This window comes from Pseudomonas sp. AC169 (assembly GCF_979258515.1).
In genome coordinates this window covers 1,213,183-1,238,507 of record NZ_OZ409866.1, presented here as the reverse complement: position 1 = coordinate 1,238,507, position 25,325 = coordinate 1,213,183, and the positions used below count along the sequence as shown (strand labels likewise).

Annotated in this window: 25 protein-coding genes; 13 read left to right on the top strand and 12 right to left on the bottom strand. The window is 58.1% G+C overall.

Features of this window, described 5'->3' with window-relative positions:
- Positions 1-134 precede the first annotated feature (134 nt).
- Positions 135-1,043, top strand: coding sequence for a flagellar protein MotY (locus ACZZ0G_RS05550; RefSeq protein ID WP_463555564.1), 909 nt, complete (start codon positions 135-137; stop codon positions 1,041-1,043).
- A 129-nt stretch (positions 1,044-1,172) separates the two neighbouring features.
- Complete coding sequence (locus tag ACZZ0G_RS05545; protein ID WP_007916658.1) at positions 1,173-2,390, top strand: argininosuccinate synthase; 1,218 nt, start codon at positions 1,173-1,175, stop codon at positions 2,388-2,390.
- Between the two features lie 134 nt (positions 2,391-2,524).
- Here the strand turns inward: ACZZ0G_RS05545 and ACZZ0G_RS05540 are convergent, their stop codons facing one another.
- Positions 2,525-3,241, bottom strand: a complete 717-nt coding sequence (locus tag ACZZ0G_RS05540) for a hypothetical protein (protein ID WP_463555563.1) — start codon at positions 3,239-3,241, stop codon at positions 2,525-2,527.
- A gap of 501 nt (positions 3,242-3,742) precedes the next feature.
- Here ACZZ0G_RS05540 and ACZZ0G_RS05535 point away from each other — a divergent pair.
- On the top strand, positions 3,743-4,369 hold the full coding sequence (locus ACZZ0G_RS05535; RefSeq protein WP_122598861.1) for a response regulator transcription factor: 627 nt from the start codon (positions 3,743-3,745) through the stop codon (positions 4,367-4,369).
- Between the two features lie 90 nt (positions 4,370-4,459).
- Here the strand turns inward: ACZZ0G_RS05535 and ACZZ0G_RS05530 are convergent, their stop codons facing one another.
- The 8 genes from ACZZ0G_RS05530 to metG all read right to left on the bottom strand — a co-directional run bounded on the left by ACZZ0G_RS05530 (position 4,460) and on the right by metG (position 11,471).
- Positions 4,460-4,639: a PA3496 family putative envelope integrity protein gene (locus ACZZ0G_RS05530; protein WP_463555562.1), complete on the bottom strand. Its 180-nt coding sequence runs from the start codon at positions 4,637-4,639 to the stop codon at positions 4,460-4,462.
- Positions 4,640-4,745: 106 nt separating this feature from the next.
- Complete coding sequence (nth, locus tag ACZZ0G_RS05525; protein ID WP_134178324.1) at positions 4,746-5,384, bottom strand: endonuclease III; 639 nt, start codon at positions 5,382-5,384, stop codon at positions 4,746-4,748.
- Complete coding sequence (locus tag ACZZ0G_RS05520) at positions 5,381-5,962, bottom strand: Rnf-Nqr domain containing protein (protein WP_463555561.1); 582 nt, start codon at positions 5,960-5,962, stop codon at positions 5,381-5,383. Before ACZZ0G_RS05520 ends, nth begins: the two co-directional genes overlap by 4 nt.
- On the bottom strand, positions 5,959-6,564 hold the full coding sequence (locus tag ACZZ0G_RS05515; protein WP_463555560.1) for an RnfABCDGE type electron transport complex subunit G: 606 nt from the start codon (positions 6,562-6,564) through the stop codon (positions 5,959-5,961). Before ACZZ0G_RS05515 ends, ACZZ0G_RS05520 begins: the two co-directional genes overlap by 4 nt.
- A complete protein-coding gene (locus tag ACZZ0G_RS05510) occupies positions 6,561-7,544 on the bottom strand; it encodes an RnfABCDGE type electron transport complex subunit D (protein WP_463555559.1) in 984 nt (327 codons plus the stop codon). Before ACZZ0G_RS05510 ends, ACZZ0G_RS05515 begins: the two co-directional genes overlap by 4 nt.
- Complete coding sequence (gene rsxB / locus ACZZ0G_RS05505; RefSeq protein ID WP_463555558.1) at positions 7,531-8,739, bottom strand: electron transport complex subunit RsxB; 1,209 nt, start codon at positions 8,737-8,739, stop codon at positions 7,531-7,533. Before rsxB ends, ACZZ0G_RS05510 begins: the two co-directional genes overlap by 14 nt.
- The gene (locus tag ACZZ0G_RS05500; RefSeq protein ID WP_463555557.1) at positions 8,736-9,305 is read right to left on the bottom strand and encodes an electron transport complex protein RnfA; all 570 of its coding nucleotides are present in this window, start codon (positions 9,303-9,305) and stop codon (positions 8,736-8,738) included. The genes rsxB and ACZZ0G_RS05500 overlap by 4 nt, the downstream gene beginning before the upstream one ends.
- Positions 9,306-9,419: 114 nt before the next feature.
- Positions 9,420-11,471, bottom strand: coding sequence for a methionine--tRNA ligase (gene metG, locus ACZZ0G_RS05495; RefSeq protein ID WP_463555556.1), 2,052 nt, complete (start codon positions 11,469-11,471; stop codon positions 9,420-9,422).
- Positions 11,472-11,626: 155 nt separating this feature from the next.
- Between metG and apbC the strand changes: the two genes are divergently transcribed.
- Positions 11,627-12,721, top strand: coding sequence for an iron-sulfur cluster carrier protein ApbC (apbC, locus tag ACZZ0G_RS05490; RefSeq protein WP_463555555.1), 1,095 nt, complete (start codon positions 11,627-11,629; stop codon positions 12,719-12,721).
- Positions 12,722-12,848: 127 nt separating this feature from the next.
- On the opposite strand, the gene ACZZ0G_RS05485 is transcribed toward apbC, so the two are convergent.
- Positions 12,849-13,607, bottom strand: coding sequence for an SDR family oxidoreductase (locus ACZZ0G_RS05485; protein ID WP_053123391.1), 759 nt, complete (start codon positions 13,605-13,607; stop codon positions 12,849-12,851).
- A 164-nt stretch (positions 13,608-13,771) separates the two neighbouring features.
- On the opposite strand from ACZZ0G_RS05485, the gene ACZZ0G_RS05480 reads away from it, so the two are divergent.
- The 4 genes from ACZZ0G_RS05480 to groL all read left to right on the top strand — a co-directional run bounded on the left by ACZZ0G_RS05480 (position 13,772) and on the right by groL (position 17,293).
- The gene (locus ACZZ0G_RS05480) at positions 13,772-14,503 is read left to right on the top strand and encodes a HugZ family pyridoxamine 5'-phosphate oxidase (protein ID WP_463555554.1); all 732 of its coding nucleotides are present in this window, start codon (positions 13,772-13,774) and stop codon (positions 14,501-14,503) included.
- Positions 14,504-14,568: 65 nt separating this feature from the next.
- Entirely contained in the window at positions 14,569-15,045 is a 477-nt protein-coding gene (locus ACZZ0G_RS05475; RefSeq protein WP_463555553.1) for an FxsA family protein, read from the top strand.
- A 260-nt stretch (positions 15,046-15,305) separates the two neighbouring features.
- Positions 15,306-15,596, top strand: coding sequence for a co-chaperone GroES (locus ACZZ0G_RS05470; RefSeq protein WP_039758325.1), 291 nt, complete (start codon positions 15,306-15,308; stop codon positions 15,594-15,596).
- A 50-nt stretch (positions 15,597-15,646) separates the two neighbouring features.
- Positions 15,647-17,293: a chaperonin GroEL gene (groL, locus tag ACZZ0G_RS05465; RefSeq protein ID WP_463555552.1), complete on the top strand. Its 1,647-nt coding sequence runs from the start codon at positions 15,647-15,649 to the stop codon at positions 17,291-17,293.
- A 192-nt stretch (positions 17,294-17,485) separates the two neighbouring features.
- Here the strand turns inward: groL and ACZZ0G_RS05460 are convergent, their stop codons facing one another.
- A complete protein-coding gene (locus ACZZ0G_RS05460) occupies positions 17,486-18,229 on the bottom strand; it encodes a phosphatase PAP2 family protein (RefSeq protein WP_463555551.1) in 744 nt (247 codons plus the stop codon).
- A gap of 221 nt (positions 18,230-18,450) precedes the next feature.
- Between ACZZ0G_RS05460 and colR the strand changes: the two genes are divergently transcribed.
- The 5 genes from colR (at position 18,451) to ACZZ0G_RS05435 (ending at position 22,177) form a co-directional block, all read left to right on the top strand.
- Complete coding sequence (gene colR, locus ACZZ0G_RS05455; RefSeq protein ID WP_095123294.1) at positions 18,451-19,122, top strand: two-component system response regulator ColR; 672 nt, start codon at positions 18,451-18,453, stop codon at positions 19,120-19,122.
- Positions 19,122-20,396 (top strand): sensor histidine kinase, encoded by a 1,275-nt coding sequence (locus ACZZ0G_RS05450; RefSeq protein WP_463555550.1) that lies wholly within the window; start codon positions 19,122-19,124, stop codon positions 20,394-20,396. Before colR ends, ACZZ0G_RS05450 begins: the two co-directional genes overlap by 1 nt.
- A gap of 161 nt (positions 20,397-20,557) precedes the next feature.
- Positions 20,558-21,226, top strand: a complete 669-nt coding sequence (locus ACZZ0G_RS05445; protein ID WP_095123299.1) for a class I SAM-dependent methyltransferase — start codon at positions 20,558-20,560, stop codon at positions 21,224-21,226.
- A 4-nt stretch (positions 21,227-21,230) separates the two neighbouring features.
- The gene (locus ACZZ0G_RS05440; protein ID WP_463395062.1) at positions 21,231-21,947 is read left to right on the top strand and encodes a lipopolysaccharide kinase InaA family protein; all 717 of its coding nucleotides are present in this window, start codon (positions 21,231-21,233) and stop codon (positions 21,945-21,947) included.
- A 2-nt stretch (positions 21,948-21,949) separates the two neighbouring features.
- Entirely contained in the window at positions 21,950-22,177 is a 228-nt protein-coding gene (locus ACZZ0G_RS05435) for a hypothetical protein (RefSeq protein WP_038369054.1), read from the top strand.
- A gap of 109 nt (positions 22,178-22,286) precedes the next feature.
- Here the strand turns inward: ACZZ0G_RS05435 and ACZZ0G_RS05430 are convergent, their stop codons facing one another.
- Positions 22,287-25,322, bottom strand: coding sequence for a multidrug efflux RND transporter permease subunit (locus ACZZ0G_RS05430; protein ID WP_463555549.1), 3,036 nt, complete (start codon positions 25,320-25,322; stop codon positions 22,287-22,289).
- Positions 25,323-25,325: the final 3 nt, after the last annotated feature.

Sequence of the window (25,325 nt, the reverse complement as noted above, 5' to 3'; positions counted from 1 at the left end):
AGGCGAATGCTACCGGAAAAGACTCTTGCAGGCACTCGCTATCAAGTTTTGCGGGAAGCTTCCGATATCCCGTAGGTATGCCGTAAACATAGTGTGAATCGGTCTTTGTGTTTCAGAAGCCAATGGAGCCTCCCGTGCGCCAGCGTTATTTAGCCTTGCTCAGTGTGTTTGCCAGCCTTCCCGCGATGGCGCTCACGTACCAGACACGTCTGGAGAACATTGAGTGGACGGTCGCCGGCGACAAGTTCGAATGTCGTCTGACCCAGCCAATCACTGATTTCGGCTCGGGTGAGTTCGTGCGCAAGGCCGGCGAACAGGCGATATTCCGTCTGAATGCCTATAACGCTATGCTTGGTGGCGGCTCTGCAACGTTGCTGGCAGCGGCGGCGCCTTGGCAGCCGGGCCGTGGAGACATCAATCTGGGCTCTGTGAGGCTCGGCAGCGGCAACGTGTTGTTCAACAGCTCGCAGTCTCAGGCCGGTGGTCTGATCAGCGGTCTGCTGGACGGCCGCAGCCCCGTTGTACGCCGTGCCTCGGGCGATGGCCGCGTCTCGGAAGTCCGCTTGCTTCCGGTCAAATTCAGCAAGGCCTTCAACGATTACCAGACGTGTGTGGCGAAATTGCTGCCGCAGAATTTCGAGCAGATCAAGCAGTCGCAAATCGGTTTCCCTGGCGAGGGCGTCGATCTGGATTCCGCCGCCAAGGCCAAGCTGCAAGTGATGCTCGAATTCATGAAGGCTGATCCGACGGTCAATCACATCGAACTCGACGGCCACTCCGACAACAGCGGCAATCGCCTGACCAACCGTGAACTGTCGCGCCGCCGGGCGCTGGCAGTGGTCGACTTTTTCAAGGCCAACGGCATTCAGGAGTCGCAGATCACCGTGCGCTTCCATGGCGAGCAATATCCGATCGTGCCGAACACCAATGCGGCCAATCGCGCGAAGAACCGTCGGGTCAATGTCAAACTGGCGCGTGTGGCGCCGACAGTGGCTCCGGCGCCGCAAGCGAGCACGCCAGCCAGCACCGCAGCGACTTCCTGACCCGCCGGTCATCGTCGCGCTCTCGACAGATTCTGTCGCTTTGTCGTCTTAAGCTGTCGCGCCTCTGTAAATTATCGCGTTTGAGCGGTAGACTCCTCGGCTTTCCGTAGAACCCCGTGGAGTGATGGCATGGCGGACGTAAACAAGGTCGTTCTGGCGTATTCCGGCGGCCTGGACACTTCGGTGATCCTCAAGTGGCTGCAGGATACTTATAACTGTGAAGTGGTGACCTTCACCGCTGATCTCGGTCAAGGCGAAGAGGTCGAGCCGGCCCGCGCCAAGGCTCAGGCCATGGGCGTCAAAGAAATCTACATCGACGACCTGCGCGAAGAATTCGTGCGTGATTTCGTGTTCCCGATGTTCCGCGCCAACACCGTCTACGAAGGCGAGTACCTGCTGGGTACTTCCATCGCACGTCCATTGATCGCCAAGCGCCTGATCGAAATCGCCAACGAAACCGGCGCTGACGCTATTTCCCACGGCGCCACCGGCAAGGGCAACGACCAGGTGCGTTTCGAGCTGGGTGCCTATGCACTCAAGCCAGGCGTTAAAGTCATTGCTCCATGGCGTGAGTGGGACTTGCTCTCCCGCGAGAAGCTGATGGACTACGCCGAGAAGCACGCGATCCCGATCGAGCGTCACGGCAAGAAGAAATCCCCGTACTCGATGGACGCCAACCTGCTGCACATCTCCTATGAAGGCGGTGTGCTGGAAGATACGTGGACCGAGCACGAAGAAGACATGTGGAAATGGACCGTCTCCCCGGAGAACGCTCCTGACAAAGCGCAATACCTGGAACTGACTTACCGTAACGGCGACATCGTTGCACTGGACGGCGTCGAAATGACCCCGGCCACCGTGCTGGCGACGCTGAACAAGATCGGTGGTGCTCACGGTATCGGCCGTCTCGACATCGTCGAAAACCGTTACGTTGGCATGAAGTCCCGTGGCTGCTACGAAACCCCGGGCGGCACCATCATGCTGCGCGCTCACCGCGCCATCGAGTCGATCACTCTGGACCGCGAAGTCGCTCACCTCAAAGACGAGCTGATGCCGAAATACGCCAGCCTGATCTACACCGGTTACTGGTGGAGCCCGGAGCGTCTGATGCTGCAGCAGATGATCGACGCTTCGCAGGTCAACGTGAACGGCGTTGTGCGCCTGAAGTTGTACAAAGGCAACGTGATCGTCACCGGCCGCAAGTCCGACGATTCGCTGTTCGATTCCAACATCGCGACCTTCGAAGAAGACGGCGGTGCTTACAACCAGGCCGACGCGGCGGGCTTTATCAAGCTCAACGCGCTGCGCATGCGCATTGCTGCCAACAAGGGCCGCAAGCTGTTCTAAGCCTTTCGGTTTGACGCACAATGAAAAGGGCGGCCTTGTCATCGAGACAAGGTCGCCCTTTTTTGCATGATTCTTTATCCGCTTCTGAGCGAACCGTCTTCCTGGTATTCGCGCTGGTGGCAGCGTCCCGTCCTTCAAGCCCGCCCCAACAGCGTTACCGCTTGTGAGCACAGGTTATAAACAATGCAAAGCGTTTTACCTGAGCCTTTTTTTACCTGCTTTGTTTGCAGCAATGCATTCTGCGTCAGTAAAACGTCTGACACGTGATTGGAAAGAAATACGACCACCCGGGTGGTCTTCCTGTCGAGGTTTCGGATGTTTTCCAGAATCGTGGCTAATTCTGTCGACGCATCGACATCCCGTGCATCAATGAGATGCAGGTTGCTGATCCACGCGGGCAACTGAATGTTGTGCTGAACTATCAGGTTCGACTTCGTGTTGATATCCGAAGGTGGGTCGGGGGCGGTATGCACTTTGCACGAGTCTTTGCAGTCCAGCGTTCCTGACTCACTGGGCACGACACAACTTGATAGTCCAAATGTACCTTGTATAGTTGGCTCTTGTGTTGAGGGGGGGCGTTTGTTATCGCGGTCATTGTTATCGATTACTTTAAGAAAGTTTTTGTCTTTGCCGAAGTCCGATGGCGAATAGAGTGAGCGATAGTTAAAGTTTAGAGTGATAAAGAAAAGAAATAACAGATAAAACGGGAAGCTGATTAAAAACCACACGTAAATCTCCCTGTCCTTGTTGTCGAGGAAGGGTAGAGATACTGCGGCTGATGTTTCCGAAATGGCAGCAAATATGGCGATCACCGTCATTGGGTTAGTGATCTTGTTTTTTATTTTCAGCATGCTCGTGCTCTTGTGTCTGATCTTTCTCATGGTTGGTAAGTTCGTTGGGTTGTTTGCTAGTTGAGTGCGGAGGTTTATTTTTATAGCAAAATTATTTGCACAGGTATAAATATCTTGTTTCAAGTGTTTATGTGTTCTCGGTGTTGTAGCATCGGCAGGTCTGCTGTTTTGTTGTGTTTCTGATTTTTAATAAAGTTTCGGTCGCGCGCAGACTCAAGGGCGTCAAGGTTGCTCGGGCTTGATTCGCCTCTGTGGCGAGTGACGCTTTCCATGTCGTTAGTCGTGGTCTGTTACAAGTTAAAAAGAGAAATATCGCCATGAGCGACGTAGGGCATTACGTCGGATGTTTAGCGCGGGAGCGGTTTTTTGTAGGATTAATCCGCGATGGCTGTAGGGGATGTCTCTCGTTGCAAGTGCATGATAACCCCGGCATGCCATACGGCAATTGACTGGGCTATTGTGCGTGTTCTAAAAATTCGAACAGCGAAACTGGACTTGCCCATGAATAAAGTGCTGATCGTGGATGATCACCCTGTCATTCGTCTTGCGGTACGTATGCTGATGGAACGTCATGGCTACGAAGTCATCGCAGAAACTGATAACGGTGTAGATGCGTTACAACTTGCTCGAGAACAAATGCCGGATATTGTCATTCTGGATATTGGAATACCAAAACTTGATGGTCTGGAAGTTATCGCGCGCCTGACCTCGACGGCCATGCCTGTTAAAGTCCTGGTGCTGACTTCCCAGGCTCCCGGGCACTTTTCAATGCGCTGCATGCAGTCGGGTGCGGCCGGTTATGTCTGTAAGCAACAGGACCTGACAGAGTTGCTGAGTGCGATCAAGGCAGTTTTGTCCGGCTACAGTTATTTTCCCAATCAGGCCTTGCATACGGTGCGTACCAGTCTGGGCAATGCCAGTGAAGCCGACATGGTGGATCGTCTGTCCGGGCGGGAAATGATGGTGTTGCAGCAGTTGGCTAGGGGGAAAACCAACAAGGAAATCGCCGATGGCATGTTTTTGAGCAACAAGACCGTCAGCACCTACAAGACGCGCTTGTTGCTGAAGCTCAATGCACGTTCTCTGGTTGATCTGATCGAGTTGGCACAACGTAACGGTCTGGTCTGAAGGTATCGATAGCTGACAGGGGTCATGGGCCGATCGAACTCAGTTAGCCGCAGAAAGTGAAAAGCCTCCGTTGCGGGAGGCTTTCAAATATCAGTCATCAAAATCGTATTCGGCCAATTGCTTCTGCAGTCGGCGCTCCTCAAGCAGGTTATCGATCGTACGGCGCTTGCTGAGATTGGTCTTGGCAACTTCGACCACCGGTTCGGCTTCTTCATTTTCTGCAACGGGAAATTCGTCATCTACGTCCAGTTGCTCTTTGTCGCTACTCATAAGCTAACTCCCGGCTAAGAATGCCTTTGGCGCTCCTTATATCGATATTCCTGCGGCGGGTAAAAAAGATTTTTTCAATCGACTTATCAATTATTCCAATAGTCGGTCAATCGTCCGAAGTTTTGTCTTTGTACTCGCACAAATCCTCGATGCGGCAACTGCCGCAACGCGGCTTACGGGCCAGGCACACATAACGGCCGTGAAGAATCAGCCAGTGATGAGAGTCGAGCAGGAATTCCTTGGGTACAAACTTCATCAGCTTCTTTTCCACTTCAACCACATTTTTTCCCGGTGCAATGCCGGTGCGATTGCTGACCCGGAAGATGTGGGTGTCGACGGCCATGGTCAATTGGCGGAAAGCGGTGTTGAGCACGACATTGGCAGTCTTGCGGCCTACTCCCGGCAAGGCCTCCAGTTCCTCGCGGGTTTGCGGGACCTCGCTGCCATGGCGCTCGACCAGCAAGCGGCAGGTTTCTATGACGTTCCTGGCCTTGCTGTTGTAGAGGCCGATCGTCTTGATGTATTCAGATAGTCCTTCGACGCCCAAGGCGTGGATCGCAGCCGGAGTATTCGCGACCGGAAACAGTTTTGCCGTGGCCTTGTTGACGCCGACGTCAGTCGACTGCGCCGAAAGAATCACGGCGATCAACAGTTCGAACGGCGAGGAGTACGCCAGTTCGGTCTTTGGTTCCGGATTGTCTTCGTGCAGGCGGCGGAAAATCTCCAGACGTTTTGCAGCATTCATGGACGATGCGTTTCCTTGGATATCGAGTTCGGGCGAGTCATCGCCTGACGCGCCGCCAGCAGCAGCGCCAACAAAATAAAAGCACCGGGGATCAAGGTGATCAGGTGCAGCCCTTCGCTAAATACAACAAGTCCGGGCCAGTTTTCAGAGAACCCTCTGCCGAGACTACCGTGACCGACAAGTTCACGCAGCCCGGCGAGCAGCAATATCAAACCGCCGAACATGCCGCAGAGTTTCAGGCGCTCGGCCAGCGATTGGTGCCAGAAACCGTTGTGTTCCAGTACTACGCATTGCAGCCCGATCAGGCCTGTATAGAGGCCGAATGTTTGCTGCCAGGGCAAAAACCAGCGTTGCGCCAACAGGTCTGCGCAACTGGTGAATGTCGCGGCGAGCAGCAGGCTGGCCAGCAATGCGCTTGTGCCTGTGAGCCGATAACGTAGAGCAGCCATGCTCAGGCCATACAGTCCCACGACACTGGCGAACATCAATAATGTCCCGACGGCGCCCGCCAAGGAGTCACTGGTGCCAAGCAGCAGTGTCAGCATCAAAGCGTTCGAGAGGGCTGGCGACCGGTTCATGTGCCGCTCCCCAGCAGTGCCGTGCGGTGTTCATCGAAGTAGCGCAAGGCATCGTGTATCGCGCTGATCGCTGCCCGAGAGGTGATGGTTGCTCCCGCCATTTGATCAAACTGTCCCTGATCCTTTTTCAGTGCCCAGCCTGCATCGCTCGGCTCATTGGCCGATTTGCCGGTAAACGTTTGCAGCCAGGCATTCGGCCGGTCCCCCAGATGCCCGCCGAGTGCCGGGGTTTCGCTCTGTTTGAGGGTTTTCACAGCCAATAATTTGCCGCTGGCATCGATGGCGATCAACAGTTCAATGGCGCCGGCATAACCCTCGGTCTGACTGCGCAGCAATATCGCGACGGTCTGGCCGCCTCGGGACGCGCGATAGCCGCCCGACAAGGTGCTGTGACTCAAGGTGATGTCTGTCAAAGCCAGAGGCTGTTCAAGCGGTTGATTGTCGTAGGTTTCGAACGGGAGCAGATCCAGCAGTTTGCGGCTTTCGATCATGCGCTGTTCAGCGGCAATCCGGGGTGCGTGAATACGTTGTACAAGGTACGTCGCACCGATGCCGATGACCGCTAACAGCAGCACAATAAGCGCGCTGGCCGCGCGATTCATGACCTCACCTCAACCTGACGGGCTGCGGCAAATCGCTCCAGCGCCGGCACGCAGAGATTCATCAACAGCACCGCAAATGCCACGCCATCCGGGTATCCACCCCACGTGCGAATCAAATAAGTCAGCAGCCCGACACCTGCGCCGAACAGCAGGCGAGGCAGTGCGCTTTTAGCACCAGAAACCGGTTCAGTGATGATGAAAAACGCGCCGAGCATAGTTGCCCCGCTGAGCAGATGGAACAGCGGTGACCCATGCGAGTCCGATCCTGCGCCGTTCCAGCACAGTAGGCTGACGACGAAAAGACTGGCGAGCATGCCCACCGGTGCGTGCCAGCCGAAGACCCGGCGTTGCAGCAAAAACAGTCCGCCGGCGAGAAACGCCAGATTCACCCATTCGGCGCCATGTCCACCAAAACGACCGAAGGCCGGATTGCTGGCGAACAATTCATCCATGGTCAGGCTCTTGTTGGTGCGCAGGCTGTCCAGCACCGTGGCCTGCGCCCAAGCGTCCGGCGCCTGACCTGCGCCGAATACCTGTTGAAACGTTGCCGTCAGATCCAGGCCATGGGCCGGCCAGTGGGTCATCGGTTGCGGGAACATCACCATGATCAAGGCAAACCCGAGCATCGCCGGATTGAACGGATTTCTACCGACGCCGCCGTAAATGTGCTTGCCGAACAGCAGTCCCAAAGCAACCGCCATCACCGTCAGCCACCAGGGGCAATAAGGTGGCAGGGCGGCCGCCAGCAATGTTGCGCTGACCAACGCACTGCCGTCGCTCAACGCTGGCTGGATGGGCTGTTGACGCAGACGTGCGACGCCGGCCTCGACCATCAGTGCGGCGACGATCGCCAGCAGCAGATTGATCAGCACGCCCCAGCCGTACCACCAGAACAGCGCCAGCAACCCCGGCAAGGCGGCCAGCAGCACCAGCTTCATCGCCTGTTGCAGGCGATCGTCCGGTGCCTCAAGGGGTGACATGATCTTGTACCTGGCGCTCGGCGTATTGCAGGCGGGCGCGGGCCTTGTCGAGGATTTCCGTCGGCGTGTCGGCGCCTCGTTCAAGTTTGTTGAGGTCGGCGCGGGCGTAGGCCAATTCGGTTTTCAATTGGCGAAGCTGGTTGTCGATCGGACGTTTTTCGACGCGCACCAGGTCAGGCAACGGCTGATCGCTTGTAGCTTCGGCGGCGTGCAGGGCCTGCTCGGCGTCGCGCAATGCGTGTTCCAGCGCGGCGATCTGTCCGGGCGTCGCTTCTGCGGTTTGGGCTTTTTTCAGTTCGGCACGACGCATTGCCAACTGTATTTTCGCCCGTTTCAAATCGGCGTCTTTGGCGGGGGCCGGTGCAACGGGCGCTGGGGCAATGCTGCTTTCAACGGCCGCCAGAGCCTGTTCGGCCGCTTCGAATTGCTGCTGCAACACGATCAATTGAGCCTGTTGCTCGAATGTCGGCGGATGGCCGAAGGCTTTCAGCGATTTGTGCAATTGCGCACGGCTCATGGCTACATCGATTTTGGCCTTCTTCAGCGCCGCATCCGCAGTCGCCGCTTTCTGTGCGCGCACCCGCTCGAGCGCCGCCTGCACCGGATCGGTTGCGCTCATTTCAGGTTGCGCCGCCCGTTTCGCCCGCGCGTCACGCTCTGCCTGCTTCTGTTGTTCTTCGCGTTGCAAGCGTTCGTTTCGACGCTCAAAGCGTTGGCGCGCGTGATCGCGTTTGGCCGCCCGTGCGCGCTGTTCTTCAAGACTGAAGGCCAAGCCGCCCACCACCGGCAACGTGCTCGGCGGCAATGGATGCATTTCGATGCAATCGACCGGGCACGGCGCAACACACAGGTCGCAACCGGTGCACTCGTCAATGATCACCGTGTGCATCAGTTTTGCCGCACCGACGATCGCGTCGATCGGGCAGGCCTGAATGCACTTGGTGCAGCCTATGCATTCGGCTTCACGAATGAACGCCACTTGCGGCGGCGCCGAACCGCGACTGATGTCCAGTTCCAGCACCGGCACTTTCAACAGCTCAGCCAGCGCGGCGATGGTTTCGTCACCGCCCGGCGGGCACTTGTTGATCGGCTCACCCTCAGTGATGCCTTGTGCGTACGGCTTGCATCCGGGATGGCCGCACTTGCCGCATTGGGTCTGGGGCAGGAGGGCATCGATGCGTTGAATCAGACTCATGTTTTGATCAGTCCACTGAATCCGAGAAAAATCACTGCGATCAGTCCGGCGCCGATCAGATCGATCGGCAAGCCGCGAAAGGGCAGCGGAATATCGTTGTCGGCGGTGCGTTCACGCAAATCCTGAAACAGGCTCAGCACCAGCCAGAAACCCAGCCCGGCGCCGAGGCTTAGCGCTATCGCCTGCGGCAGGCCTTGATCGTTTTGCGCGTTGATCAGCGCCAGCCCGAGTACGCCGGCATTGCCCAGCAACAGCGGCCATAATCCGTCAAACGGCAAGCCAGGGAGCCAGCGCGCCAGCAGCTTTAACAGCGGCGTGATCAGCAATACGCTCAGCGGCAGAAACACGAACAGGCGCAGGAATTCAAGTTGCAGCGGCATCAGCAACCAATGCCAGATCAGGTAACCGACTACACCGACGACCAACATCAGACACAACGTCGCCAGCCCCAATGCATGCACCTGACGACGACTGCCCGCCAGCAGCGGATCGACGCCCAGCGGCCAGTGCAACACGAAGTTGTTGAGCAGCGCAGCACTGATAAGCATAAGCACGAGTTCGGTCATGGTTCTGCCAGCGAAACGGGCGGATGTCCTTTAAGGTTAGGCATTATCCGCCCAGATATGAAAAATCCCACAGGCATGCCGGGCACGCCTGTGGGATCAATTCACTGCCGAGTGTTACTTGATGCGCTGACCCGGCTTGGCGCCGCTGTCCGGGCTCAGCAGATAGATCTCTTCACCGCCAGGACCGGCCGCCATCACCATGCCTTCGGAAATGCCGAACTTCATTTTCCGTGGCTTGAGGTTGGCGATCATCATGGTCAGACGGCCGTCGAGCTTGGACGGATCCGGATAAGCGCTCTTGATCCCGGAGAACACGTTGCGTTGCTCGTCACCGATATCCAGCGTCAGGCGCAGCAGTTTGTCGGCACCTTCCACGTGTTCGGCTTTGACGATCAGTGCGACGCGCAGGTCGATGGCAGCAAACGCGTCGAAGTCGATTTCCGGTGACAGCGGATCCTTGGCCAGTTCGCCGTTGCCCGCAGGCGCGGCAGCGCCGGTGTCGGTCTGGCTGGCGGTCAGGTCTTCTTTCGAGGCGTCGCTCATGGCTTGCACTTTTACCGGGTCGATGCGAGTCATCAACGGTTTGAATTCGTTGAGCTGGTGGTTGGCCAGCAGCGTGGTGTGGTCGTTCCAGGTCAGCGGGGCAACGTTGAGGAACGCCTCGGCATCGGCGGCCAGTAGCGGCAGTACCGGTTTGAGGAAGATCACCAGTTGGCGGAACAGGTTGATGGCGGTGGCGCAGATCGCCTGGACTTCATCCTGCTTGCCTTCCTGCTTGTTCAACGACCATGGGGCCTTGTCGGCGATCCAGGCGTTGGCGCGGTCGGCCAGGGCCATGGTTTCACGCATGGCGCGGGCGAAGTCGCGGGCTTCATAAGCATCGGCAATGCTTGGCGCGGCAGCGAGGAAAGCCTCGGTCAGCTCTGGCGCAGCATTGGTGTCGACCAGCAGGCCGCCGTTACCTTTCTGGATGAAACCGGCGCAACGGCTGGCGATGTTGACCACTTTGCCGACCAGGTCAGAGTTGACCTTCTGCACGAAGTCTTCGAGGTTCAGGTCAAGGTCATCGACGCCACGACCGAGTTTGGCCGCGTAGTAGTAGCGCAGGTATTCCGGCGACAGGTGATCCAGATACGTGCGGGCCTTGATGAAGGTGCCACGGGATTTCGACATTTTCTGACCGTTGACGGTCAGGTAGCCGTGCACGTTGATGCCGGTCGGCTTGCGGTAGCCGGCGCCTTCAAGCATCGCTGGCCAGAACAGCGCGTGGAAGTTGACGATGTCCTTGCCGATGAAATGGTACAGCTCGGCGGTGGAGTCTTTGCCCCAGAACGCGTCGAAGTCCAGCTCCGGCGTGCGGTTGCAGAGGTTCTTGAAGCTGGCCATGTAGCCGATCGGCGCGTCCAGCCACACGTAGAAATACTTGCCCGGCTCGCCCGGGATCTCGAAACCGAAGTACGGCGCATCGCGGGAGATGTCCCACTGCTGCAGGCCGGCGTCCAGCCATTCGGCGATCTTGTTGGCGACGGCATCCTGCAGGGTGCCGCTGCGGGTCCAGGTCTGCAGCATTTGCTGGAAGTCTGGCAACTTGAAGAAGAAGTGCTGGGAATCCTTGAGCACCGGGGTGGCGCCAGAGATCGCAGATTTCGGATCCTTCAGGTCCGTCGGGGCGTAAGTCGCACCGCACTTTTCGCAGTTGTCGCCGTACTGATCTTCGGTGCCGCACTTCGGGCAAGTGCCCTTGATGAAGCGGTCGGCCAGGAACATTTTCTTTTCCGGGTCGAAATACTGGGTGATCGAGCGTTGGGCGATGTGCCCGGCGTCACGCAGCTTGATATAGATCTGGCTCGACAGCTCACGGTTTTCTTCGGCGTGAGTGGAGTGGAAGTTGTCGAAATCAACCAGGAACTCGGCAAAGTCGGCGCTGTGTTCAGCCTGCACGTTGGCGATCAATTGTTCCGGGGTGATGCCTTCCTTTTCCGCGCGCAGCATGATCGCCGAACCGTGAGCGTCGTCGGCGCAGACATAAATGCACTGGTTGCCGCGATGCTTCTGGAAGCGCACCCACATATCGGTCTGGATGTATTCCAGCATATGGCCAAGGTGAATCGAACCGTTGGCGTAGGGCAGGGCGCTGGTGACGAGGATCTTGCGTGGTTCGGACATGTGGGGCTTCGCTACTTGATGAAACGGAGGTCGGCCACTATAAAGCGCCGGGCAAGATATTTCACCCCTGCAAATCGTTGCCGGGCATGCCGTCCGGAGGATAGAAGGGGTAGGATACCCGCCATCTATTCCCAGTCTTGTTATCGGAGTTGCCCATGAGCGCCGTCACTCGCGCAGCGGTGGAAGCCGTCCTCAGCCAATACACCGACCCTTACCTGAACCAGGACCCGGTCAGCGCCGGTTGCGTGAAAAACATCGAGATCGTCGGTGATCGCGTCAACGTGCAGTTGGAAATCGGTTACGCCGCCGGTCTGTTCAAGAGCGGCTGGGCGCAAATGCTGCAACTGGCCATCGAAAACCTCGACGGTGTCGCGGCAGCGAAAGTCGAGATCAATACAGTTATCGCCGCACACAAAGCCCAGGCGCAGATTCCGGGGCTGGCCAACGTCAAGAATGTGGTTGCCGTGGCCTCGGGCAAGGGCGGTGTGGGCAAGTCGACCACCGCCGCCAACCTCGCGTTGGCACTGGCCCGCGAAGGCGCCAAGGTCGGGATTCTCGATGCTGATATCTACGGCCCGAGCCAAGGCATCATGTTCGGTATTCCCGAGCGCACCCGCCCGGAGGTCAAGGATCAGAAGTGGTTCGTGCCGCTCAAGGCCCATGGCGTGGAAGTCATGTCCATGGCCTTCCTGACCGACGACAACACGCCGATGGTCTGGCGCGGGCCGATGGTCTCCGGCGCACTGCTGCAACTGGTCACGCAAACCGCGTGGGGCGACCTGGATTATCTGGTGATCGACATGCCGCCAGGCACCGGCGATATCCAGCTGACCCTGGCGCAGAAAGTCCCGGTGGCCGGTGCGGTGATTGTCACCACACCACAGGATCTGGCCTTGCTCGACGCGCGCAAAGGCGTGGAAATGTTCCGCAAGGTCAACATTCCGGTGCTGGGCGTGGTGGAAAACATGGCCGTACACATCTGCTCGAACTGCGGGCATGCCGAGCATCTGTTCGGTGAGGGCGGTGGTGAGAAACTGGCGAGCCAGTACGGCGTGGAGCTGTTGGCTTCGCTGCCGTTGTCGATGCTGATCCGTGAGCAGGCCGATGGCGGCAAGCCAACGGTGATCGCCGAGCCGGACAGCCAGATTGCCATGGTCTACCAGGAACTGGCCCGCCACGTCGGCGCGCGGATCGTGTTGCAGGAAGCGGCTACCCCGGCGATGCCGAACATCACCATCAGCGACGATTAAATAAACGCTGGATGAAAATGTGGGAGCGAGCCTGCTCGCGAAAGCGGTGTGTCATTCAACTCATGGGTTGTCTGATTCACCGCATTCGCGAGCAGGCTCGCTCCCACATTGGTTTCTGTGTTGGCAGTTAGATACGCAACCCGCCGTCCATCTCCAGAATCCGCCCGGTGTAGTAGTCGTTCTCGAAGATATACGCCGCCGAATGGGCGATCTCTTCCGGCTTGCCCATGCGCTTGAGCGGGATCCCCGAAGTCATTTTCTCCAGCGCTTCCGGCTTCATGCCCAGGGTCATCTCGGTTTCAATGAAACCCGGGGCAATCCCCGCCACGCGAATGCCATAACGCGCCAGCTCTTTGGCCCAAGTCACCGTCGCTGCAGCAACGCCAGCCTTGGCGGCGGAATAGTTGGTCTGGCCAACGTTACCGGCACGGGAGATCGACGAGATGTTGATGATCGCGCCGCTGTTCTTCAGTTCGACCATTTTTGCTGCCACTTCACGGGTGCACAAAAACACGCCGGTCAGGTTGACGTCGATGACGGCCTGCCACTGTGCCAGGCTCATCTTGGTCATCTCGCCGTCCTTGACCTTGAGCAGCAGGCCGTCACGGAGGATCCCAGCGTTGTTGATCAGACCGTGGATCGCGCCGAAGTCGGCGGCAACCTGAGCGACCATGTGTTCGACCTGCTCTTCATTGGCCACGTTGCACAGATAGCTGCGCGCCTCGACGCCCTTGGCCTTGCAAGCCGCGACCGCGTCGTCGAGTTTTTCCTGATTGAGGTCGACCAACGCCAGCTTCGCGCCTTTGCCGGCGAAATACTCGGCCATCGAACGGCCCAAACCCTGGCAACCGCCAGTGATAATGATTACTTTGTCGTTGAGTTGCATTCGCATGCCCCGATAACAGGTCTGAGTAGTTTTTGTTTTCAGCGACTCCCGATCTGCACCGGCCGTGGCTGGTTTGCACATGAGAATTGCCCGCCGACGTCACGAGGACTTGATCCCGGGCGCCTGTCCGTTTTTTCGACGGATTCTATTTAAGGAGTCATAAATTGAGCGTTGAAGTGGCGAAGAATGCCCGAGAATTGCTTCTCAAGGAATACCGTGGAGTGCTGTCCACCCACTCCAAATCGATGCCCGGTTTTCCCTTTGGCTCCGTGGTGCCGTACTGCCTGGACGAGCAGGGTCGGCCGCTGATCCTGATCAGCCGCATCGCCCAGCACACCCACAACCTGCAAAAAGACCCGAAATGCTCGCTGCTGGTGGGGGAGCGCGAAGCCGATGATGTGCAAGCGGTGGGTCGCCTGACCTATCTGGCCGAAGCGCAAAAGCTCGAAGACGCAGCAGCCATCGAAGCCGCCGCCGAGCGTTACTACCGCTATTTCCCGGATTCGCAGAACTACCACAAGGCCCACGATTTCGATTTCTGGGTGCTGAATCCGGTGCGTCATCGCTACATCGGCGGTTTCGGCGCGATTCACTGGGTCGATCAACTGACCCTGGCCAACCCGTTTGCCGGCAAGGCTGAAATCAGCATGGTCGAGCACATGAACAGCGACCACGCCAAAGCCATTGCGCACTACGTCGACCTCGCCGGTCTGCCGAAAAGCGTGCCGGCGCAATTGGCCGGAATCGACACCGAAGGCATGCACCTGCGCATCGGTCAGGCGCTGTACTGGTTGCCGTTCCCAGCGCCTTGTAATACGCCGACACAAGTGCGCGAAGCCCTGGTTTCATTGGCTCATGCCGAGGTCTGGCCAAAAAATGCAGTGGCCGACGCTTGAATTCACGAAAGGGCGACGTCATCTAAGGCTTACTGCAAGGCATTTCTTGCGTTGAGGAAACTTTGATGCGCCCTTTTCTGTTGCTCTTTCTGCTGTTTCCAGTGCTGGAGCTGTTCGTATTCGTCAAAGTGGCAGGGGCTATCGGGTTTTTCCCGGCCCTGCTGCTGATCATTGTCGGCTCGATGTTCGGCATTTTCGTGCTGCGCGTCGCCGGTCTGGCCACGGCACTGCGTGCCCGTGAAAGCCTGAACCGCGGCGAACTGCCCGCGCAAACCATGCTGGAAGGCTTGATGCTGGCACTGGCCGGGGGTCTGTTGATCCTGCCGGGCTTCATCAGCGACGTGGTCGGTCTGGTGATGTTGCTGCCGTTCAGCCGTCGTCTGCTGGCGAACAAAATGCGCCAGCGTGCCGAAGAACAGGCCATGCGCCAGCGTGCCTTCGCCGACGACCTGCAACCCCGTGGCGGTCCTGCACCGCGTCAGCCTCTGGGCCGCGAGGGTGATGTGATCGAAGGCGAGTTCGAACACCGCGACACCAAGTAACATCTGCATCGACACGGCACCTTCGGGTGCCGTGTTCGTTTATGGGCTGCTTTTGTGCAACACATCGGTGAAAAAATTTTAGCCTCGCCCTTGTAATAAGCTTATGCGCCCTTATGTATCGGTCACCGCAAGGTTTCCGGTATTTGAACCGGACAGACTTCCGCGTCTCGCTCGACGAGGCGCAACCGGCGAAGGCCGGATTTGTTAAACCCGCCGGGACTACACCGGCCGATGAAAACCACAATTAGGAGAGATCGACAATGAAGCTTCGTCCTCTGCATGACCGCGTCGTAATCCGTCGCAGCGAAGAAGAAAAGAAAACCGCTGGCGGTATCGTCCTGCCAGGTTCGGCTGCTGAAAAAGCCAACCACGGTGAAATCCTCGCTGTAGGCCCAGGCAAACGCGAGCGCGGTGAAGTTCATGCATTGTCCGTGAAAGTGGGCGACAAGGTTGTATTCGGTCCTTACTCCGGCAGCAACACTGTGAAAGTCGACGGCGAAGACCTGCTGGTAATGAGCGAGAACGAAATCCTCGCTGTTATCGAAGGCTGATACCCCCGTTCATTTTCCCGCTACTACAAAGTATTTAAGGAATATCGATCATGGCTGCTAAAGAAGTTCTGTTTGGCGATTCCGCCCGTAAAAAAATGCTCAAGGGCGTCAACGTCCTGGCTGACGCAGTAAAAGCGACCCTGGGCCCGAAAGGCCGTAACGTGATCATCGAGAAGAGCTTCGGCGCTCCGACCATCACCAAGGACGGCGTGTCCGTCGCCAAAGAAATCGAACTCGAAGACCGTTTCGAAAACATGGGCGCGCAGCTGGTCAAAGACGTTGCCTCCCGTGCCAACGATGACGCTGGTGACGGTACTACCACCGCTACCGTTCTGGCTCAGTCGATTGTCAACGAAGGCCTGAAAGCCGTCGCTGCCGGCATGAACCCGATGGACCTGAAGCGCGGTATCGACAAAGCGACCATCGCTATCGTCAAAGAGCTGAAGAACCTGTCCAAGCCATGCGCTGACACCAAAGCCATCGCTCAGGTCGGCACCATCTCCGCCAACTCCGACAACTCCATCGGCGACATCATTGCCGAAGCCATGGAAAAAGTCGGTAAAGAAGGCGTGATCACCGTTGAAGAAGGCACTGGCCTGGAAAACGAACTGTCGGTTGTAGAAGGCATGCAGTTCGACCGTGGCTACCTGTCCCCGTACTTCGTCAACAAGCCAGAAACCATGGTTGCCGAGCTGGACAGCCCGCTGATCCTGCTGGTCGACAAAAAGATCTCGAACATCCGCGAAATGCTGCCAGTGCTGGAAGCCGTTGCCAAAGCCGGCCGTCCACTGCTGATCGTTTCCGAAGACGTTGAAGGCGAAGCCCTGGCGACGCTGGTTGTGAACAACATGCGTGGCATCGTCAAAGTCGCAGCCGTCAAGGCACCAGGCTTCGGCGACCGTCGCAAGGCCATGCTGCAGGACATCGCTGTTTTGACCGGCGGTACCGTTATCTCCGAAGAGATTGGCCTGAGCCTGGAAGCCGCTACCCTGGAAAACCTGGGCAGCGCCAAGCGTGTGACCATCTCCAAGGAAAACACCATCATCGTTGACGGTGCCGGTGCAGAATCCGACATCCAGGCGCGCATCACTCAGATCCGTGCTCAGGTTGCCGAGACTTCCTCCGACTACGACCGTGAAAAACTGCAAGAGCGTCTGGCCAAGCTGTCCGGCGGCGTTGCAGTGATCAAGGTTGGCGCTGGTTCCGAAGTTGAAATGAAAGAGAAGAAAGCCCGCGTTGAAGACGCCCTGCACGCAACCCGCGCAGCCGTTGAAGAAGGCGTGGTACCTGGCGGCGGCGTAGCGCTGATCCGTGCTCTGGAAGCCATCCTTGACCTGAAAGGCGACAACGCCGATCAGGACGTCGGTATCGCTGTGCTGCGTCGTGCTGTTGAAGCGCCGATGCGTCAGATCGCTTCCAACTCCGGCGACGAGCCAAGCGTTGTGGTCAACGAAGTCAAGAACGGCAAAGGTAACTTCGGTTACAACGCTGCTTCCGGCGAATACGGCGACATGATCGAAATGGGCATCCTGGACCCAACCAAGGTAACCCGTTCTGCTCTGCAAGCTGCAGCCTCGATCGGCGGTCTGATCCTGACCACCGAAGCGGCAGTAGCTGACGCGCCGAAGAAAGACGGCGCTGCTGGCGGCGGTATGCCAGACATGGGCGGCATGGGTGGCATGGGCGGCATGATGTAAGCCAGCCTTGTCCCTGTAACGCAAAACCCCGCTGGCGAAAGTCAGCGGGGTTTTTTATTGCCCAAATGTCAGCTTCACCCCAACCTCCTGTGGGAGCGAGCCTGCTCGCGAAGGCGTCGGATCAGCCCACATCAATGTTGAATGACACAGCGCATTCGCGAGCAGGCTCGCTCCCACAATTGGATCTATCTTTCAGGCGCTGACGGGGTGTGCCTTGACCACAGCCTCGGTTTTCACCGCCGGGCGATACAGCACCCAGTAATACGACCCCAGACAAATCAGCCAGCAGAAAATCGCCGTCCACACGTTGTGCGAAAAGAAGTGCGCGCCCTGCATCATCCGGCTGATCGAAAACACCGAACCCAGCGCAAAGGCAAAGATAAACGCCTGTCTGGCCAGACGCGGCCGCCGATCACGCAAGACAAAGAACAGCGCAAACAGAGTGAACCCCGTCGCCGCATGACCGCCCGGCCAGCAACGGCCTGGCTTGTCGGTCTGCGGGCGATGCTCCATCAGTTTGCTGTAGGTCTCATGCCCGCCGAATTGCTCCAGGCTCCAGGGACACTGCACAGCAGTCACGGCTTTGACCGGGGTGACGAACGAAGTGGCAAGGCCCAGCGACAGCACGAGGCAGCCCAGTTCGCGCTTGAACGGTTTTAGCCTGTCGACGAAAAACGCGCCGATGAAACCGAGGATGGCAAACACCGAGAAGGCAATGACCACCTGTTTGGCCCGGTCGTGCAGGATGTCTTCGAGGAAATAGCTGTGCCGCCCGATAAAATCGCCGGCAACGGGGTCGTAGAACAGGCGGGCCAGATCCATGTCCAGATCGGTCAGTTCGAGCAGTACCAGAATGATCGCCGCGACGGCGGGTATTCCCAGACACAGCCAGAAATTCAGTGGCCTGGAAACGGGACGGGCAGAAGTCGACGCCATGGGCAATTCCTTGGTCGGTAAGTATGTTCTGAGGAGCGCAACCGCGCGGAGTCTGCGCGTGCTGGCGTCGCCGATTTGTTAACCGAAAGTGAAAAAAACGTTGGCGTGCGCATTGAGCGTTTTTATCGCTAAACAACCCGACAGACGCCTAGCCCTGAGCCACACTTGGCCGTAAGCTGCGCGGGCCAAGACGGCCGTTACCCCGTACGGAGGAGGTGCCCATGCGAATTCTGCTGGTCGAAGACAACCGCGACATCCTGGCCAATCTGGCTGATTATCTGGGCCTCAAAGGCTATACCGTCGACTGTGCGCAGGACGGTCTGTCGGGTCTGCATCTGGCCGCCACCGAGCATTACGACCTGATCGTGCTCGACATCATGTTGCCGGGCATCGATGGCTACACCCTGTGCAAACGCCTGCGCGAAGATGCCCGTCGCGACACGCCGGTGATCATGCTCACCGCTCGCGATCAGCTCGATGATCGTCTGCAAGGCTTCAAGTCCGGGGCTGACGACTATCTGATCAAGCCATTTGCCTTGTCCGAGCTGGCTGCGCGGGTTGAAGCAGTGATGCGCCGTGCGCAAGGTGGTGGCCGCCGTGCGCTGCAGGTCGCCGATCTGAGCTACGACCTCGACACGCTGGAAGTAACCCGCGACGGCAAACTGCTCAAGCTCAACCCGGTCGGCCTCAAGTTGCTGGCGGTGTTGATGCAGAAGAGTCCGCACGTGCTGCGTCGGGAAATTCTCGAAGAAGCGTTGTGGGGCGATGACTGCCCGGACAGCGACAGCTTGCGCAGTCATGTTCACCAACTGCGTCAGGTAATCGATAAACCGTTCACCAAACCATTGCTGCACACCGTGCACGGCGTGGGTTACCGGCTGGCCGATGTGTAATGGAGTTTAAGCAAAGCCTTTCCCAGCGGATCATCATCGCCTTTGCCTTGATGAGCGCCCTGGTCGCCGGTGCCTTTGCCATGGGTATCGTCGCGACTGTGCACCTTGTCGAAGAAAAGCTGATTTCGGCAGGGCTGGGCGGTGATTTGCAGCGTTTGCTGCTGATGGACAACGTTTCGGACTGGAGCCACCGTCCGGAGCCGGATCAGTTGTTCTATTTCAGTGGCGGACCGGGCGATTTCGAACTGCCCAAAGATCTGCGCCACCTCGATTCCGGTTTCCACGAAGTCTTCCGTGAGCAGTTGTCGTATCACGCGATGGTCGAGATCGTCGACGGTCGGCGGTATGTATTGCTGCAAGACCAAAGCGATTTCGAAGAGCGTGAGCGCGTGCTTTTTGCTGTGGTGCTGGTGGGTTTCGTGCTCAGCCTGGCACTGGCGGTGTTCCTCGGCTGGGTGCTCGCGCGCAAGGTGATGGCACCGGTGGTGCGGCTGGCGCGGCAGGTGCGGCACCGCGACCAGTTACTGGGGCTGGCACCACCGCTGGCGCCGGATTATGCGGCCGACGAAGTCGGTGAGCTGGCAGTGGCCTTCGATGCCACATTGGGACGCTTGCGTCAGGCGCTGACGCGCGAGCGTTTGTTCACCAGCGACGTCAGCCATGAATTGCGCACACCGCTGATGGTGCTGGCCAGTTCCTGCGAACTGCTGCTGGAAAATCCGGGGATCGACCAGCGCGGTCGTTCACAGGTCGAGCGCATTGCCCGCGCCAGTGAAGAAATGCGCGAGTTGGTGCAAACCTTCCTGATGCTGGCGCGCGCCCAGCATGAAGATGCCGGCATGGCACTTCAGCAAAACCTCTCGCAAGTCGCCGAAAGCCTGTTGTGTCTATGGCGCGGGCCGATCGAGAGCAAGGGCCTGACACTGATCTTCGAACCGGGCAGTCCATCGGACATTCGCTACAACGCAACCCTGTTGAATGCCGTGATGGGCAATCTGTTGCGCAACGCGCTGCATTACACCGAAAGCGGTTTCATTCGTCTGACACTCACTGCCAAAGGCTTCGCGGTAGAAGACTCCGGCGTCGGTATTCCGGAAGAAAAGCGCGAAGCCATGTTCGAGCCATTTGTGCGTGGCAGCGAAAAGCGCGGCGAAGGTCTGGGTTTGGGCTTATCACTGGTGCAACGGATCTGCGAGAACCAGGGCTGGACTGTCAGTTTGAGCACGATGCAACCCAATGGCTGCCGCTTCGAGGTGGATCTGGGCAAAATCTGACGTAGGGGGTGGCGCAAGGCTACTCCCTGTAACCTGTCTGAATCCTGTATAACGCTGTAATAATTTGTCTGTTTACCTGACATTTTTTTCACAAATGGATGACCTGACGCTGACACGCCGCTCCCTAAGGTGGTGCCATCAGCAATTCAGGAGTCCTGGTGATGGCCGGCCCGATCAAACTCGATTTTTCCGAGAAGTACGACGATCAACACGCGCAGAAATACCTGCGCAAGCACAAAGAAAGCCTTGGACGTCGGCTCTCCCATTGGCGGGACGAACAGCTGGCCCGCAAGGCTCTGGCGCTGGTTGGTGAGCCGGGGCTGGTGCTGGATCTGCCTTGCGGTGCAGGGCGGTTCTGGCCATTGCTGGGTGAAAAAGCCAACCGGGTGATCATTGGCGCGGACAATTCCGAGTCGATGATCAAGACGGCCATGCAGGCGCAACCGGCCGATGTGGTGAAACGGGTACAACCCTTGCACACATCTGCGTTCGACATTGCCTTGCCTGATAACGCCGTCGACAGCATTTTTTGCATGCGTCTGCTCCACCACATCGGTGAAGCCGAGCATCGCCGGGCGATTCTGCGCGAATTCGAGCGCGTCACCCGGGACAGTGTGATCGTTTCGTTGTGGGTCGACGGCAATTTCAAAGCCTGGAAACGCCAGCGAGCCGAGCGCAACCGTGACAAACGCGAGTATCAGAATCGCTTTGTGTTACCGGCCGCTACGGTGGAAAAGGAATTCGAGGAGGCAGGTTTTCGAATTCAGGAACAACTGGACTTTATTCCGCTCTACGCCATGTGGCGAGTTTACGTATTACGCAAGAGGTAACAGGATGGCAGTGCAATTTGCAGCAGGAACGGAAGTCGCTCCGCAAGACCGCTTCGACTACTACTGGGATCAGCGCGGTGAATGGGTAGAAGAACCCAACGTGCGTCGCGGTGGCGAAAGCGGTGTGCAACGTATCGTCGGGCGCGACGGACAACTGCTGTACGCCAAGCGTCAGACCGGTCATATCTATCGCAGCTGGTTGCATCCGTTCGGCCGTCCGACCGTCTTGCGTGAACTCGACGCGCTGACCGGCGTGAGCAAGCTCGGTGTGCGCGTGCCGGAAATCGTTTTCTGCGGTGCCCAGCCTGATCCGCAGCACAAATGGCGTGCACTGCTGGTCACCAAGTCCCTGGACGGTTTCCAGGAACTGGAACACTGGCTGGCGGCTGCCGGCGGTCGCGATCAGTGCGGTGATGCGGTTTATGAGCGGGTGCTCAAGGATCTCGCCGAAAACCTGGCGCGCATGCACAAGGGCCGTTGGCAGCACAGCTGCATCTACATCAAGCACGTGTTTGTGCGGGTGACCGGCGAAGGCGAGTCGGCCAAGGTCGAGGTCGCTTTGATCGATCTGGAGAAGTGCCGCCAGCGTCTGACCGCCTATCGCGCCGCTTCCCACGACATGAAGCAATTGCGCCGCCATTCGTCGTTCCGCGACGCCGACTGGAAAAAACTCGTCTACTTTTATGAGACGGCGTTTGGCAGCGCTATCAAAGGTTTATAGCGATGAAACTAGAAATTGCACGAGGTTTGTTTTTGGTAGGAGCCTTGGCAGTTGCTTCATTGGCGGTGGCTGCCTGGGAGCAGCCTCGCATGCAGGTGGTTGGCGCGTCCGTAGACGACGCCCACTGCGCAGTCCCACGGGTGGCGAAAGCCTCCGTGGCGACCCAACCCGATCATGATCTGTTGTTGTTCATGTTCGGACTTTCTCAAGGGATGAGGCCGCAAAGTTGAACCGATTGAAGCCCACATAAAAGGCCTCGCAGATGCGAGGCCTTTTTTTATGCGCGGACTTTATAAATAAACGCAGGCCAAATGTGGGAGCAAGCTCGCTCCCACAGGGTTATGCGGTTGGTTTGGGATCGGGTTTAGCCAGCAGGGTGTAAACGCACGGCAGCACAAACAGCGTAAACAACGTGCCAATCGACATCCCCGTGGCAATCACCATGCCGATATCAAAACGGCTGACCGCCCCGGCTCCGGTGGCCAGAATCAACGGCACCATGCCAAACACCATCGCCGCCGTGGTCATCAACACCGGTCGTAAACGAATCGCCGCCGCTTCCTCAACGGCTTCACGCGGGGTCAGTCCTTTGTCCTTGCGCAACTGGTTGGCGAACTCGACGATGAGGATGCCGTGTTTACTGATCAGTCCAATCAGCGTCACCAGCCCGACCTGGGTGTAGATGTTCATGCTCGACCAGCCGAGGAACAACGGAATCAGCGCGCCGCAGATCGACAAGGGCACCGTCACCAGAATCACCAGTGGATCGCGGAAGCTCTCGAACTGCGCCGCCAGCACCAGAAAAATAATCGCCAGCGCCAAGGCAAACGTCACCCACAACGCGCTGCCTTCCTGGACGAACTGGCGTGAGGCGCCGCCGTAGTCGAAAGCGAACCCGGCGGGCGCTTCTTCGCGGGCAATCTGCAACACGGTATCGATGGCTTCACCCATGCTCACCAGCGGGAAACCGGAGATCTTCGCCGCGTTGAGTTGCTGGAACTGATTGAGTTGGCGCGGTCGTGCACGGTCGCTGACCTTGATCAACGTCGACAACGGCAATAACTCGCCCTGAGTGTTCTTCACGTAGTAATTGTTCAGCCAGTCCGGGTTATCGCGATAGGGGCGCTCGACCTGGGCAATGACCTTGTAGCTGCGCCCTTCAATGGTGAAACGGTTGATTTCCGCCTCGCCCAGCAACGTCGCCAGCGTGCCACCGAGGTCCTGCATTGACACGCCCATTTGCGCCGCTTTCGCGCGGTCGATGTCGACCACTACCTCGGGTTTGTCGAACGCCAGATCGAGATCGACAAAGGCGAACTTGCCCGACTCCATCGCCCGTTTCTTGATCCGGTCAGCCACTTGCAGCAGCAGTTCATAGTCATTGGCCGTGTTGACCACAAACTCGAACGGCAAGCCTTCACCGGTGCCGGGCAGGGAGGGCAGGTTGAAACCGAAAATCTGCAGGCCTGGAATGCCTTCGAGCTTGCCCTGCACTTCCGGGAGGATTTGCATCTGCGTGCGGCTGCGCTCGTTCCACGGCTTGAGCAGGAACCCGCCGATGCCGGCCTGCACGCCGTTGTAGCCGTTGATCTGGAACGAAGAGTAGTACTCCGGGAATTCCTTGAAGATCTTGATGAATTCGTCGGTATAGGTGCTCAGGTAATCAAGGTTGGTTGGCTGCGGCGCAGTGGCCATCATGAAAATGATGCCCTGATCTTCGTCCGGAGCCAGCTCGGATTTGGTGAACTTGAGGAACACCGGGATCAGGCACAACACGATCACCGCGAACACCAGCACCACCGGCCGCGTGTTCAGCGTGCCGTGCAGCATGCTCTGATAGCGGCGCTTGAGACCATCGAAAATACGGTCGAGACGATGTGCCAGGCCGCTGGGGTTTTCCTCGTGACGCAGCAAAAACGCGCACATCATCGGCGACAAGGTCAGGGCAACGACCCCGGAAATCACCACCGCGCCGGCCAGAGTCAGCGCAAATTCCTTGAACAACGCCCCGGTCAGCCCGGTGAGAAAACCGATCGGCGCATACACCGCCGCCAGGGTGATGGTCATCGACACCACCGGCATGGCGATTTCCCGGGCGCCTTCCAGCGCCGCATCAAACGGCGTCTTGCCTTCCTCGATGTGCCTGTGGATATTCTCCACCACGACGATCGCATCGTCGACCACCAGACCGATGGCCAGCACCATCGCCAGCAGCGTCAGCAGGTTCATCGAGTAGCCCATCATCTGCATGAAGAACATCACGCCGATCATCGACAGCGGAATGGTCACCACCGGGATCACCACCGAACGCAGCGCGCCAAGGAACAGGAACACCACGACGATGACGATCAGCACTGCTTCGAACAGGGTTTTCACCACTTCATCGATAGAGGCCTGAATAAACAGGGTGGCGTCGTAGGCGATCTCGCTCTTCAGGTTCGGCGGCAGTTGCGCTTCCAGCTCGGGCATCAGCTTGCGCACTTCCTTGATCACGTCCAGCGGGTTGGCGCCCGGTGTGGCCTTGATGCCGATGTACACCGACGGCGTGCCGCCGAACGAGCTGATCGAGTCGTAGTTTTCCGCGCCCATTTCCACCCGCGCGACATCACTGAGCAGCACCCGGCTGTCGCCACTGACCTTGAGCGGAATCGCCGCGAACGCCTCGGCGGATTTCAGTTCGGTGTTGGCGTTGATGCTGGTGACCACGTACTCGCCTTTCACTTCGCCGGCGGCGGAGAGGAAGTTGTACTGGCGCACGGCGTTGGTCACGTCGCTGGCGCTGAGGCCGAAACCGGCGAGTTTCACCGGGTCGAGCCACAGGCGCATGGCGAACACCTGATTGCCGAGAATCTCCGCTTCGGCCATGCCCGGCAAGGTTGCCAGTTTTGGCTGGATCACCCGGGACAGGTAATCGGTGATCTGCGGGTTGCTCAAATCCTTGCTGAAAAAGCTGATGTACATCAGCGCCGAAGCGTCGGCGGACTCCTTGCTCAACACCGGGTCTTCGGCGTCCTGTGGCAGTTTGTTTTTCACCTCGTTGGCCTTGGCCAGCAGCTCGGTGAACAAACGGTCGGTGTTGGAGCCGATGCGCGCGTAAATCGAAATCACCGAGAAGTTCTGCCGGCTGACCGAAGTCATGTAGTCGATGCCCTCGGCGCTGGCCAGGCTCTGCTGCATCGGCTGGGTGATGTAGCCCTGAATGGTTTCGGCGTTGGCCCCGGGATAAGCGGTGGTCACCGTGATCAGGGCGTTTTCCATTTGCGGGTATTGGCGCAGCGGCAACTTGCTCCAGGCCTGGAAGCCGAGCAACACAATCAACAGGCTGACCACAGTGGCGAGCACCGGGCGGCGGATGAACGGATCGGTAAAAGCCATGGG